General features: G+C 55.4%; 13 protein-coding genes. 9 read left to right on the top strand and 4 right to left on the bottom strand.

Going from position 1 to position 13,979, the window contains the following annotated elements:
• Positions 1-82: 82 nt before the first annotated feature.
• Positions 83-781, bottom strand: coding sequence for a hypothetical protein (locus DK507_RS06270; protein WP_109355553.1), 699 nt, complete (start codon positions 779-781; stop codon positions 83-85).
• Positions 782-1,040: 259 nt separating this feature from the next.
• Here DK507_RS06270 and DK507_RS06275 point away from each other — a divergent pair, with 259 nt between their 5' ends.
• The 4 genes from DK507_RS06275 to DK507_RS06290 all read left to right on the top strand — a co-directional run bounded on the left by DK507_RS06275 (position 1,041) and on the right by DK507_RS06290 (position 4,991).
• Positions 1,041-2,138: a M23 family metallopeptidase gene (locus tag DK507_RS06275; RefSeq protein WP_109355554.1), complete on the top strand. Its 1,098-nt coding sequence runs from the start codon at positions 1,041-1,043 to the stop codon at positions 2,136-2,138.
• Between the two features lie 7 nt (positions 2,139-2,145).
• The gene (locus DK507_RS06280; protein WP_109355555.1) at positions 2,146-3,234 is read left to right on the top strand and encodes a TrkA family potassium uptake protein; all 1,089 of its coding nucleotides are present in this window, start codon (positions 2,146-2,148) and stop codon (positions 3,232-3,234) included.
• A gap of 75 nt (positions 3,235-3,309) precedes the next feature.
• The gene (locus DK507_RS06285) at positions 3,310-4,035 is read left to right on the top strand and encodes a triacylglycerol lipase (protein WP_109355556.1); all 726 of its coding nucleotides are present in this window, start codon (positions 3,310-3,312) and stop codon (positions 4,033-4,035) included.
• Positions 4,036-4,094: 59 nt separating this feature from the next.
• A complete protein-coding gene (locus DK507_RS06290) occupies positions 4,095-4,991 on the top strand; it encodes a phytanoyl-CoA dioxygenase family protein (protein WP_109355557.1) in 897 nt (298 codons plus the stop codon).
• A gap of 3 nt (positions 4,992-4,994) precedes the next feature.
• Here the strand turns inward: DK507_RS06290 and DK507_RS06295 are convergent, their stop codons facing one another.
• Positions 4,995-5,405, bottom strand: coding sequence for a DUF1761 domain-containing protein (locus tag DK507_RS06295; RefSeq protein ID WP_109355558.1), 411 nt, complete (start codon positions 5,403-5,405; stop codon positions 4,995-4,997).
• 139 nt (positions 5,406-5,544) lie between these two features.
• Here DK507_RS06295 and rimO point away from each other — a divergent pair, with 139 nt between their 5' ends.
• Positions 5,545-6,912, top strand: coding sequence for a 30S ribosomal protein S12 methylthiotransferase RimO (gene rimO, locus DK507_RS06300; protein WP_109355559.1), 1,368 nt, complete (start codon positions 5,545-5,547; stop codon positions 6,910-6,912).
• A 31-nt stretch (positions 6,913-6,943) separates the two neighbouring features.
• On the opposite strand, the gene DK507_RS06305 is transcribed toward rimO, so the two are convergent.
• A complete protein-coding gene (locus DK507_RS06305) occupies positions 6,944-7,459 on the bottom strand; it encodes a DUF1993 domain-containing protein (RefSeq protein ID WP_109355560.1) in 516 nt (171 codons plus the stop codon).
• A 45-nt stretch (positions 7,460-7,504) separates the two neighbouring features.
• Positions 7,505-7,921 (bottom strand): MAPEG family protein, encoded by a 417-nt coding sequence (locus DK507_RS06310; RefSeq protein WP_109355561.1) that lies wholly within the window; start codon positions 7,919-7,921, stop codon positions 7,505-7,507.
• A 165-nt stretch (positions 7,922-8,086) separates the two neighbouring features.
• Between DK507_RS06310 and DK507_RS06315 the strand changes: the two genes are divergently transcribed.
• The 4 genes from DK507_RS06315 (at position 8,087) to glk (ending at position 13,940) form a co-directional block, all read left to right on the top strand.
• Positions 8,087-8,968: a LysR family transcriptional regulator gene (locus DK507_RS06315; RefSeq protein ID WP_162558925.1), complete on the top strand. Its 882-nt coding sequence runs from the start codon at positions 8,087-8,089 to the stop codon at positions 8,966-8,968.
• Positions 8,969-9,141: 173 nt separating this feature from the next.
• Entirely contained in the window at positions 9,142-9,981 is an 840-nt protein-coding gene (locus DK507_RS06320; protein ID WP_109355563.1) for a GGDEF domain-containing protein, read from the top strand.
• 79 nt (positions 9,982-10,060) lie between these two features.
• The gene (polA, locus tag DK507_RS06325) at positions 10,061-12,901 is read left to right on the top strand and encodes a DNA polymerase I (RefSeq protein ID WP_109356183.1); all 2,841 of its coding nucleotides are present in this window, start codon (positions 10,061-10,063) and stop codon (positions 12,899-12,901) included.
• A 22-nt stretch (positions 12,902-12,923) separates the two neighbouring features.
• Complete coding sequence (glk, locus tag DK507_RS06330; RefSeq protein WP_109356184.1) at positions 12,924-13,940, top strand: glucokinase; 1,017 nt, start codon at positions 12,924-12,926, stop codon at positions 13,938-13,940.
• Positions 13,941-13,979: the final 39 nt, after the last annotated feature.

The following is a 13,979-nucleotide window of genomic DNA, read 5'->3' on the forward strand; positions in this document are numbered from 1 at the left end:
GCCTAACACAGTGCCAACAATAAATCATCAAATTGACTTTTAGCGGCTGCGGTGCCGCTTCATCGAACTCCAAGCGATGGGGCTATATCGGCCAGTAAGCGCTAAGCCAGCTATCCAGAGCATCGGCCAGTTTGAGCCATTGCTCATTGTCCCACATTATCAAGGCAGTGAATTGATAGAATAATAAAATACCGCACCCGATAAGGGTGGCTGGAGATATTCTCCCCAATTGCTTCCAGTCATAAATAAAAAGCGGGATCAACATCGCATCAAGATATAAATATTGCGCATAGATAAAGGTCGCATCGTCCGCCATTCCCGGCAGGAAAGTTATCCGGCTGGCCGCTGCTTCGATAAGAAAAAACGTAAGCAGCAGCATATAGCGCATATGCTTCTCTGGAGAGCGCCTCCGTTCCCGGTAACCGAGCCAATAGAATAATGGTATCAAAACGAACGTCCACAACTGCAGGAAAAAGATGCTGTCCAGACGCGCCTCAATCGGCTGTGGCAAGTCTTCCAGAAAGTTGGCAATGGAAAGCGTAACGCCGGACGCCATAATCAACAGGAACAATAGGAGGGATGCGGTCCCGAAATATTTGTGCCACCGGCTCGGCCCACCCCTGGCAAGCATGGCCTGCGTTATAAACAACCCAAGCCAGCCAAACATAATGACAGCATGAACGAAAACGGCGAGAGGGAAATCAAAATTTCCACCCAAAAGCGGAAAGAGAAAAGATGGACCGAATCCCGCTACCGATACTGCCAGGAACAATAGGCCCATGATTGCGAAAAACAGGTAGGATCGCCTTGGACGCAATGAATTCCCCCCTTTCGATTTACCGATGCGCTGATGGCATTCGTTTCGCTAGGTACCAACCTATCATCGTGCACTGAGCGTTGTCTACTGCGGTCTCCTGCATGACCTGCCGTAAAAACAGACTGTTTTACAATTGTTGTAGTCAGCAGGGCTGGTCACCAACGGATTTAATGCTAGAAAGGACCCTCTCATAGGGGTGAGAGCGAGTGAACGGGGGCGTTCTATGCGTAAGATTCTATTCCTTTTTCTGGTATTTTCCGTATCGGCCTGCATTCCGCCGGGCCGCGATTATGGCTGGCCGCAGAACCGGGCAGCAGATGGTTCTGAACCGATATTACAAACGGATGCTTCGGTTTTCAGCCAGAGCCCGGATGAAGCACCGCCACCAACCTGGACCGCGCAGGCTGTGACGCCCAATGCGGTGAAAGTTGAAGACAGCACATATATAGTGAAACCCGGTGACACACTTCGCGGCATAGCCAATCGGACCGGCGCAAGTTCTGAGCTTATTGCAGCAACCAACAATTTGACCGCGCCTTATATCATCAGGCCGGGTCAGAAATTGCAAATCACCGGCGGCCGTTATCACGGCGTGAGTGGCGGTGAGACCGGGATTGCCATTGCCCGGGCCTATGGCGTTCCGTGGCGGGATGTGGTGGCGCTCAACGGTCTGGAAGAGCCGTTTATCCTGCGGGTAGGGCAAAGGCTATTGCTGCCAGCAGCCACGCCGATGGACCCGCAGCGCATGACGATTGAACAGCGGGCGGCCGCCTTTGATCTGGATATCGATGATATCGTGACCGGCAGCCAACCGGCGCTGGCCAGCGCGACGACTGCGGATGAGCCATCTGATTGGCGCAAGGCAATTGCACAAAAGGAAAAACCGGCGAAAACAGCGACAAAAAAACCGGCTGCAATCATCACACCGAGTGCTTTTTCCGGCCGGTTCAACTGGCCGGTGGAAGGTAAGCTGCTCTCCAGTTTCGGCAGCAAGGGCGGCGGCAAGGTCAATGACGGTCTGAACATCGCTGTGGCCAAAGGGACCCCGATAAGGGCATCAGCCGATGGCGTGGTGGCCTATAGCGGCGATGAAATCGGGGTTTTCGGCGGCCTGATCCTGCTCAACCATGGCGATGGCTGGGTCACCGCTTATGGCCATGCGGACAAATTAAATGTTACGCGTGGACAAAAGATCAAGGCTGGTGATATCATCGGCCTGGCTGGAGACAGCGGCTATGTACAGGAACCGCAATTGCATTTTGAAATCCGTAAAGATCGAAAGCCGGTAAACCCCGTCTCCCATCTGCCGAAGCGGACCTGATGACCCTATGGCCCGGCGCTATTCCCGCAACATCTCCGACTATCTGACGCTGCGGCGCCAGTCGAGCCTGCCAGTATGGCTCGATATTGCCTGGCGCGTCGCATTTGTATTAGGGCTCATCGCGATGGCTGTGGCGGTCCACTGGTTTGACCGTAATGGCCTGCAAGACAGCTACGATGGCGATGTCAGTTTTCTTGATGTCGTCTATTTCACGATGATCTCAATTACGACGACTGGCTATGGGGATATCGCCCCGGTGACAGAGCGGGCGCGTATGTTTGACGCCCTGGTCGTGACTCCCATTCGCATCTTCGTTGTGCTTATATTTGTCGGCACGGCCTATAATTTTGTATTCAAAAGAACCTGGGACAATTGGCGCATGAAAATCATCCAGAATAATTTGCACGATCATATCGTGATCGCCGGTTTCGGAACCAGCGGCAAGGAAGCGGTGCAGGAACTGATCGCCCGCGGCACCAATCCGGCGGAAATCGTTGTCGTCGATCCGTTTGACGAAGCGCTGGCACAGGCCGAGAAACTGGGCTGTGCGGTGATTAATGGCGATGCCACGCGCGATGTGACGTTGATGAACGTCAAGATATCGCGGGCGCGATCTATGATCGTTTCGGCGGGGCGTGACGATACCAGCATCCTGATCGTGCTGACCGCGCGGCACCTCGCCTATCACCTGCCGATCAGTGTATCGGTCCGGGCTGCGGACAATGAACTGCTTGCACGGCAGGCAGGCGCAACGACGGTGATTAATCCTGTCAGCTTTGCCGGATTGCTGCTGGCAGGCAGCTGTGAAGGCGCAAAAATATCCGACTATCTTAGCGATCTTGCTTCGGCCACCGGCCGGGTCAAACTGGTCCAGCGCCCGGTTGAAGATGACGAAGTCGGTATGGCGATGAAAGATATTGTGAAAGAGGGGCTCGGCGTCCGTATCTACCGTGACAATAACATGTACGGATTTTGGGAAGAAGAAGCCAAGAAACTTGAGGCCGGCGATATCATTGTCGAGATTATGCCGGGTAATGGCGCTGGGAATGGTGGTTCTGGGAGCCGGGCTGCCGGGGAAGAAGCAAAAGCCGACTAGCCTGTCCATGTTGCACCTGCGAACAAACATGCTATGCAGAGATACTGATAGCTGGCGTTCTCCGGGAGAAATATAATGACACAGGCCGATCCGATACCGATGCCGACCGGCCTGCGTCCGCCGAACCGGCTGGCACAATTTAGTGAACTGGCGCTGCCGCTCGACTTTGTGAGATTTGGTTTGCAATGGCCGCGCATTGTAACAGCTCCCAAAGGTGACGGACGTCCGATCTTCCTGATACCGGGCTATGGTGGCAGCGAATTATCTATGGGGCCTTTAAAAGCCTTCTTGACCGGTCTGGACTATGGTGTCTCTGATTGGGGATTGGGCAGGAACCAGGGTTCGGTTAATCGCGATATCGACCGGTTTACCACTATTGCGGAAGCACAATATAACAGCAATGACCGGCAGCCATTGACGCTAATCGGCTGGTCACTTGGCGGGATTATCGCACGCGAGGTTGCGCGGCTCTCACCCGATCTGGTTCGTGAAGTCATCACAATGGGTACTCCGATCATTGGCGGGCCGAAATATACGACACCGGGGCAGCGTTATGCGAAATCGGCACAGATTAATCTCGATCGCTTTGAGAAAGAAGTGCATGCGCGCAATAGTATCGGCTTCAGCCAGCCATTGACGGTGCTCTATTCCAATCGCGACGGAATTGTCGGGCCGGATATCGCCAAGGATATCTATAATCCGCAGGCGCGCAATATCAGAGTCGATGGCGGACATCTGGGTCTGGGTTTCAATCCGAAAGTCTGGCGAATTATCGCTGATACGCTGGCGGGACGGGCGTGAACGGCTGCACCTTGTAACCGGAGAATATTCGGCATATCCTCCTGAGCAGGAGAGAAAACATGCCGCAATTACAAAGACTGTCCGCCGCCAGTGATCCGGAAAAACTAGCACAGGTTCTGCGTGATGATGGCGCCGCGATTGTCGAAGATGTCCTCGACGCTGCTGCCTTGGAAAGACTGAAATCCGAAATCATGCCTTATGTTGAGGCGACCGAGCCCGGCCGGGATGATTTCACCGGACGCAAGACGACGCGCACTGGCGCGCTGGTTGCGCGGTCCGAGGCGTGCCGCGATCTTGTCATGGATGACTTGATTTTGGGCGGTGCCAACAGCTTTCTGAAACCTTTTTGCGAGCGGGTGCAGCTTCACCTGACACAGCTGATTCGCATCCAGCCGGGACAGGTTAAACAACCACTCCACCGCGACCGTTTGGCTTGGGGCGGCTTTCTGCAGGACAGTATCGAACCGCAATTTAACACGATCTGGGCGGTTACCGATTTCACACAGGAAAATGGCGCGACGCAGGTCATTCCCGGTTCGAACAACTGGGAAGCGGGGCGTGAAGCTGGGCCAGATGAGATCCAATATGCGGAGATGAAAGCCGGTTCTGTGCTCGTCTATTCCGGTTCGGTGATCCACAGCGGCGGCGCAAATAACGCCGATCATGACCGGATGGGATTGAACATTACCTATGCGCTAGGCTGGTTGCGGCAGGAAGAGAACCAGTATCTGTCTTGCCCGCCACATATTGCCAAGGATTTCGATCCGGCGCTGCGGGACCTGCTCGGCTATTGCATGGGCAGCTATGCGCTCGGCTATTACACGCCGCCTACCGGTCCGGGGGAAAGCCCCGAAGTGGTGCCGCCAGAATTTCTTTTCTCCGGCAAGGTAACCGACTGGAGCGACGGTGACGATCTGTATGAAAGCGTCAGTCGGCGCTCCAGCGAAACGGTCTAGGGCCTATCCCAGCAAGGCGTGAACAACGCCCATGGCCGTGTAGAAAAGCAGCCAATAGCCAGCATCAATGAAGAACAGGGTCTTGCTCTTTTGTGAGAACAGATAGTTGGTGCCGATGGCTGGAACGATGAAGCCCAGCGCAACGCCAAAGGCGGTCAGCACTTTAATGGTAAGGGAAAAGTCCGTGCCATAGGTCGCGAACGTATGCGCCAAAGTCCATGAGGCGACCAGGCTGAAAGCAAAGGCGCCGCCATAGATGGCGCCCATATTACCTTCCTTTATTTCTTCTTCGGTCAAGCCGACCGCGCCCATCCATTTCTTGCCCATGATCGGCCCATACCAGATGCCTCCGACCAGAAAGCCGGCCAAGGCTGCAACGACCACAGCGATCCAGTTTACATCGAAAATATTCATTCCATCCTCCCTGATTTTATGAACAGATTGTTTTTACACCGAAATCGCCGAAAAAACCAGCTAACGGCAGGTTGGACCAGGGTACCGGGCCATTGGAGGCGTGACTCATCGGAAAATAGCGGGTAAGGGCGCTGCCATCATGGCAACCGCAATTCCTTCTCCGCCCAAAGTCGGCATGGTGTCCCTTGGCTGTCCCAAGGCGCTGGTCGATAGCGAACGCATTCTGACACAGCTGCGCTCTGATGGTTATCAGATGTCGGCGGACTATGCGGGCGCAGATGTGGTGCTGGTCAATACCTGCGGGTTTCTCGACAGCGCCAAGGAAGAGTCGCTTGAAGCGATCGGCGAAGCGATGGCGGAAAATGGCCGGGTGATCGTCACCGGCTGCATGGGCAATGAAGCCGATGCGATCCGTGCGCGCTTCCCCGAAGTGCTGGCGGTAACCGGCGCGCATCAATATGAGGATGTCGTTACGGCGGTGCATGCGGCGGCTCCGGCGGCGCGCGGCGCGTTTGTTGATCTGGTCCCCGATGCCGGCCTGAAACTGACACCGCGCCATTACAGCTATTTGAAGATATCCGAAGGCTGCAACCATCGCTGTTCCTTCTGTATCATCCCGTCCTTGCGCGGCGATCTGGTTTCTCGGCGACCCGACGCGATCCTGCGTGAAGCGGAAAAGCTTGTCGCTAACGGGACCAAGGAATTGCTGGTGATCAGTCAGGATACATCGGCTTATGGCGTCGATATCCGGCACAAGCCGCAAATCTGGAACGGCCCGATCGGGCAGGGCCGCGAAGTGCGCGCGCATATGACCGATCTGGCGGTGGCGCTGGGCGAACTGGGCGTTTGGACGCGGCTGCACTATGTCTATCCCTATCCGCATGTCGACAAGGTCATCCCGCTCATGGCCGAGGGCAAGATCACGCCTTATCTTGATATTCCTTTTCAACATGCCGCGCCCAATGTGCTGAAACGCATGAAGCGCCCGGCCAACGAGGCGAAAGTCTTGCAGCGGGTGAAAAGCTGGCGCGATATCTGCCCGGACCTCACGATCCGCTCTACCTTCGTGGTTGGTTTCCCCGGTGAGACGGAAGAAGATTTCCAATATCTGCTCGACTGGCTGGAAGAAGCGCAGCTCGACCGGGTCGGCGGCTTTCGCTTTGAACCGGTGGAGGGTGCCGCGGCCAATGCCCTGGATGGTGCCGTACCCGAGGAAGTCAAAGAAGAACGCTATCAGCGCCTGATGGAAAAAACCGCTGCGATCAGCGCTGCACGGCTGCAAGCCAAAGTCGGCCGTACGCTGCCCGTCATCATCGACGAAATCGGTGAGCCGGATGAAGATGGCGACATTGGTGCAACTGCCCGGTCACAGGCCGATGCCCCGGAAATTGACGGCAATGTCTTCCTGCGCAACGTCAGCGCTGAGGTTGCGGTTGGTGATATTATAGATGTCGAGATCGAAGACGCCGACGCCCACGATCTGTTCGGAGCGCCGGTGTCAGGCTGACATCTGGGCGGATCAAGGCCCGCCAAGCCATTTAGATTCCCATGTAATCCTTCTTGCCTACAGGCACGCCCTGCATGCGCAGCAGGTTGTAGGTGGTGGTGACATGGAACAACAGGTTGGGGAGGTAAAAGCTCAGGACGTAGGTTTTGCCGTCGAGATCCATGGTTTGATCCGGGCCGATCGGCATCGAAATCGTCATGGTTTCATTGCCATCGATGGTCGCGTCATCGGCCTTGGCCACAGTCGCTCCACATTCCGCAACGCGGGCGATCAGGGCGTCAAACGTCTCGCCTTCCATCGGCAGGTTGGGCAGATCGTCGGTGGCGACACCTTGCATGCGCGCTGCACCGCGGACGGCAAATTCGGTGATCATCTGCACCTGCCATTTCATTTCATGCATGTCGGGGAACAGGCGGTTTTCCATGAAGGCTTCTTCGGATGCCTCCGTCGCTTCTGCATGAGCCTTGGCTTTTTCCAAAATGTTGGTCAGTCCGCGAAAAGCCTGCGCGGTGGAGGATTTGAAGATGTGGGAAAGTTGAACAGTCATTTGATATCCTTGATGAAAGTGATGATGCCGATTGGTAATGCGTACCTACATAAGATTTAAAATCAGAAATCCGCCAAGTGCGACAAAGCAAAGCAATGTACCAAATGCACCGATGACGCGCGCCAGAACGAAGATTTTTCCGCCTTCTGCACCATGTGATCCGGCTTCGGTGGATAGCGCGATGGCATGCGAAAAGCGCGCAACCACAAAGGCGATCGCGATGATCATGATTGTCGAAGAGGGTACTACAGTCATCTCTGCGATGGCCAGGACCGCAACAAACAGACCCGCATTTTCCGCCAGATTGCCATGGCGCCGGATTTTTCGCTCCATAACCGGATCATCGCCAACGCCCAGATTGATACCGGCTTTGGCACGGTGCAATCCGGTCAAAACCATGAGTACGGCTTGCAGGATGATCAACAGGCCGCCAGCATAAGCGGAAATAATCGGTACAGTCATACGGCTTCTCCCAATGGTCTTGTTATATCTTCGTTCGTTACCGGCTCAAAAATACAAAGTCCAAAAGAGTATTTGCACCTTTGCTGTGCAAAAATGAGCCATGCATTTGCCGTTGCTTTGCGCTAGCATTCATCCGTGGAAACGGGCGCAGGGATGGAGGGCGATATGGATTGGGAAGACATCAAGACCTTTCGCGAAGTGAAGAACGGCGGAACGGTCCGTGCTGCCGCGAAAAATCTGGGCGTTCATCATAGCACGGTTAGCCGGCGGATTGAGCAGTTGGAAAAATCGCTGGGCGTCACTTTATTCGAAAGACGCCCGGAGGGCTATTTTCCGACATCTGCCGGGGAAGATCTGGCGCAGGCAGCAGGGCTATTTGCGGACAATCTGTTGACGGTTGAGCGCCATATTGCCGGGCGCGACAATGAGTTAACAGGGACCATTCGGGTAACCATGGCGGAGCCGTTTGCGACGTCTATGTTTGCGTCCCGCCTGCCCGAATTTTGCGATGCCTATCCCGGTCTGGAGCTGGAAATACTGACAAGCTATGACCTGCTTGATGTTGCCCGGCGGGAGGCGGATATTGCCATCCGCATGGATAATAATCCGCCCGATACGCTGGTTGGCAAGCGCCTGTTCGCCTACACGACATCGATCTATGCCCATCCCGATTATCTCGCCCGGCATGATTTTGTGAATGCGCCGGAACAGGCCCGCTGGCTCGGCTGGACGGACCGGGAAAGCCGGTTCCCCGACTGGACGCGGGACACCGAATTTGCCCGCGTGCCGGTCTGGGGGAATTTCGGCAGCATAGGGCTGCAGATCGAAATGGCGAGGGCAGCGATGGGATTGGTCATGATTCCCTGTATTGCCGGTGACAATACGCCGGATCTGGTCCGGGCGACCCGGCGTGACCCGACACCATCACGCGATATTTGGATACTCACCCATGATGATTTGAGACGTACGGCCCGGGTGAAGGCATTTATGGACTTTGCCGAAATGGTGCTGCGCGACAACAAGGCAGCACTGACCGGTCAGCTTTGATTGGCTAGCTGTGACCGGCCAAATCTGATCGGGCAGTTACCAGATAAGGTAAACTGATATCTGCCTGTTAACCAGTTTTGGAGCAATTGGGCAGGAAGTCCGCCATTTTTGCGGCAGGCCTTTAACTATGAAACTGCACAGGCTCGCAATCTATGGGCTTTATCCTGTGAAGAATGAACGAAGCCATCTCGAAATTATCTCCGGCGCGGCAGGTCGGCATGCTGTCGGCAACAGAAGTGTTGTCGGCCTTTGCGGTGACCGCAATTGCCTATCTGCTGATCTTCGGCGTTGATAGCAATTTCTGGAACGTCATGACCATGGCTTTCCTGATACCATGGGTGATCTGTCTTCCGGCCAATTTCTATTTTATCAATCAGCGTAAACAGCTAATCGATATGGCGGACCAGCTGAAAGTGACACAGGAAAAGCTGCAGCAGGTGAACAAGGATTTACAGCGCAAGGCCAATATTGACGGCCTGACCGGTCTTGCCAACCGGGAATATTTCATAAAGCTGTTTGATGAGCGGCGCATGAAGTCCGTCAACAATGTCCTGATGATTATCGATGCCGATCATTTCAAGAATATCAACGACGGCTATGGCCATCCGGTCGGGGACAAGGCACTGATCCTGATGGCTTCGGTGTTCAGGCGCATTTTGCGCAAGAATGATCTGGTCGGCCGGATCGGTGGCGAGGAGTTTGGCGTGTTGCTGCCCGACACATGCGAAACCGAAGGCGAGATTATTGGCGAGATGATCCGGCATGAAATTGAAACCACATTATTTGAACCGCAGGAAGGTATTCCGCACCGCATTACGGTGAGTATAGGCCTGACCGGTGTGTCTTCCTACGAGGAGCGCGCCTTGCCAATGCGCAATGCCGATAGCGCCCTGTTTGAAGCCAAACGGCGCGGCCGCAATCAATGCGTGCTCTACACGCACGGTATGCGGGCAAAGCCGCGGCCTTTTTACGAAGCGGGCAACAACTCTGGCAGGATACAAATATCGGTCTGATCCGGGCTTGAAGGTTTCTACAATCCGCTTTGCAAATTAGCGATGACGGGCACTGTCTGCGCTGCTAGTGATTATCGCCATGACAGATACAGATTCTTCCGGCTCTTCGCCGTCCGCCAATAGCGCCGATAAACAAAAACATCTCTATCTGGTCGACGGTTCGGCCTATATTTTCAGGGCCTATCACCGCTTGCCGCCGCTCACCAATATTCACGGTGAACCTGTCGGTGCCGTCTATGGTTATACAACCATGCTCTGGAAACTGGCGGATGAGCTGCACAAGTCCGATGGTCCGACCCATATGGCGGTTGTGCTCGACAAGTCGTCCCAGAGCTTCCGTAACGAACTTTACAGCGAATATAAGGCGCACCGCCCCGAACCGCCGGAGGACCTGCGCCCGCAATTTCCCATGATTCGCGATGCGACGCGGGCCTTTTCGCTGCCGCTGATCGAGGAAGAAAATGTCGAGGCGGATGATATGATCGCCAGCTACACCAAGGCGGCGGTGGCCGAAGGGTGGAAGGTCACGATTGTTTCATCCGACAAGGATCTGATGCAGTTGATCGAGCCATTTGACGATAGCCGCGTCGACATGCTGGATACCATGAAAAATGTCCGCATGGGCAAGGCGACGGTCGAAGAGAAATTCGGCGTCGGTCCAGAAAAACTGGGCGATGTGCTCGGCCTGATGGGTGATAGCGCAGACAATATTCCTGGTGTCCCCGGCATTGGTCCGAAAACCGCGTCAAAGCTGATCAACGAATATGGCGATATCGAAGCCGTGCTGGCCGCTGCGCCGGATATGAAAAAGTCCAAGATGAAAGAGAATATTCTCGAGAATATCGAGCAGGCGCGCCTTTCGCGGGTGCTGGTGACGTTGAAAGACGATTGCCCGCTGCCCGATAGCCTGGACAGTTTTCTGCTGCAGGATATTCCCGATGGCCCCTTGCGGGAATTTTTGACGCATCACGGGTTTAACTCATTGCTCAAGAAACTGGGCGGCGGGCAGGCGGAACCGCAAAATCCCGATGTAGACGGCGGTATCGGCGATAGTGCTCCGGCGGCGGCAGCCAAACCGGTTGAAGCACCGGCAATTGACCGCAGTGCATATGAATGTGTGCAGGATATCGATACGCTCGACAAATGGATTGACCGCGCGCGCGCCAAGGGCGTGATGGCGGTTGATGTCGAGACGGATAGCCTGGAAAGCGTCACCGCGCGGGTTGTGGGTGTCTGCATGGCGACTGGCCCCAATGAGGCCTGCTACATCCCGCTTGGCCATGGCAGCGGGGATATGTTTGCAGAATCGCCGAAGCAGATTTCGACCGAGGAAGCGCTGTCGCGACTGAAGCCGCTGCTCGAGGACGATGCGGTGCTGAAGGTCGGGCAGAACCTGAAATATGACATGACCGTGCTGGCCCAACATGACATTCAGATCATCCCGTTTGACGACACATTGGTGATGAGTTTCAATCTCGATGCCGGCCTGCACGGGCACGGCATGGATGAACTCAGCAAGCTGCATCTTGGCCATGAGTGTATCAGTTTCAAATCGCTGACCGGCACGGGCAAGAAAGCGATCACCTTCGCCGAAGTCCCGCTCGACAAGGCGACGGAATACGCGGCCGAGGATGCCGACGTCACTCTTCGCCTGTGGGAGATTTTGCGCCTGCGCATGGCCCCGGAAGGCGCGACGCGCATCTATCAGATGGTCGACCGTCCGCTGGTTCCGGTCATTGCCAAGATGGAAGAAACCGGCGTGCTGGTCGATCGCGAAGAGCTGGCGCGGTTGTCGCAGAGCTTTGCCGAAAACATGGAAAGCCTTGAGAAGGAAATTCATGACCTTGCCGGAGAGCCATTTTCGATCGGCAGCCCAAAACAGCTGGGCGAAATCCTGTTCGGCAAACTCGGTCTGAAGGGCGGTAAGAAAGGCAAGAGCGGCCAATATTCAACAGATGTGACCGTGCTGGAGAGACTCGCCGGAGATGGCGAACCGATAGCGCAAAAGGTTGTCGACTGGCGGCAACTATCGAAGCTCAAATCCACCTATACTGATGCACTCCAGGAACAGATTAATGCCAAGACGGGCAGGGTGCATACAAGCTATTCCCTTAGCGGCGCACAGACAGGCCGGCTGTCTTCCACCGAACCAAACCTGCAGAACATTCCGATCCGTACAGAAATCGGACGGCAAATTCGGCAGGCCTTTGTTGCGGCACCCGGCAATGTCATCCTCGCGGCCGACTATAGCCAGATTGAGCTGCGTCTCGCCGCGCATATTGCCGATGTCGATACACTGAAGGCTGCCTTTGCCGCCGGCGAAGATATTCACAACCGGACGGCGCAAGAACTGTTCGGGGCGGTCGATCGCGACACACGCGCGCGGGCGAAAACGATCAACTTCGCCATTCTTTACGGCATCTCACGCTGGGGTCTCGGCAAGCGGCTGGAGGTCGATCCCGACGAGGCGCAGGATATGATCGACACCTATTTTGAACGCTTCCCCGGCATCAATCGTTATATTTCCGAAACGCTACAGGCGGCGCGGGAAAGCGGCTATACGGAAACGCTGTTCGGCCGCAAAACCCATTTTGAGCGCTTGAAATCCGCCAACCAGGCAGAACGTCAGGGCAGCGAGCGTGCGGCGATTAACGCTCCGATCCAGGGCACAAGCGCCGACATTATCAAACGCGCGATGGCACGGATGATCCCTGCGCTGGCTGAGGCCGGGCTGGGTAATGTTCAAATGCTCATGCAGGTGCACGATGAACTGGTGTTCGAGCTTCCGGCCGGTGATGTGGAGGCAGCATCAGAAGTCATTCGCAAGGTGATGGCAGGGGCTGCAGAACCAGCCGTCAAACTGTCGGTGCCGCTTGATGTGGATATCGGAACCGGCCAGTCCTGGGACGAGGCGCATTGATTGATGCCGGGCAATGCCGGTGATGTTACCGGAAAACCACGGAAACTGGCCGGTTACGCCTGAGGAGATTGTCGTTGCCGATATTGGCGGCACCCATGCGCGCTTCGCGATTGCCACGCTCCAGAGAGGCCAGATAATCCGGGTCGAAAACCAGATTATAATGAAAAGCGCTGACCATGCCAGTCTGGAGATGGCATGGCAGGCATATGGCGGAGAGATCAGCCGTGAACTACCCCAAGACGGAGCGATAGCTGTTGCCGCTCCCGTAAACGGGGATGCCCTTCATCTTACCAATAACAGCTGGGTGATCCGCCCTCGTTTGATCCGTGAGAAACTGAAGATGAACCGGATCAGTCTGGTCAACGATTTCGGTGCGGTTGGCCATGCCGTTGCTCTGCTTGACGATGATCAGTTCGGACATATTTGCGGGCCCGATAGTATGATCAGCGAGGAACATTCCATTACAGTCATTGGACCGGGTACCGGCCTCGGCGTCGCGCATGTTTTAAGGACAGGCAACACATATCATATATCCGAAACAGAAGGCGGCCATATCGATTTCGCGCCGCATGATGAACTGGAAGACCGCTTGCTGCACAACCTGCGCAAACAGCACGGGCGGGTTTCGGTAGAACGAATAGCAGCCGGCCCGGGCCTGCAGGCCATTTATCGCGTGCTGGCAGAGGTCGAGGGACAAACGCCAAAGCAGCTTGATGACAAGGACTTGTGGCAATTGGCCCTTGGCGGGGAAGACCGTCTGGCGGCCGCTGCTTTTGACCGGTTCTGTCTGTGTCTGGGTTCTTTTGCGGGAGACATGGCACTGGTCCACGGGTCAGGCGCTGTTGTGATTTCAGGCGGCCTGGGCAACCGGATTGCGGATCAATTGCTCGCATCGGGCTTTCGCGACCGGTTTACCGTAAAAGGGCGTTTTCAGTCTCTGATGGAACAAATTTCGGTGAAGCAGTTTTTCAATGAAGAGCCCGGATTATATGGTGCTGCTGCAGCATTCCTGAAGGAGCATGCGCCATCAGTTTCTTAGTCCTGGGCCTTATCTCCGTCCGGTCGGTTCTCAAGCCTG

This window comes from Sphingorhabdus sp. EL138 (genome assembly GCF_900258045.1).
Taxonomy (GTDB): Bacteria; Pseudomonadota; Alphaproteobacteria; order Sphingomonadales; family Sphingomonadaceae; genus Parasphingorhabdus.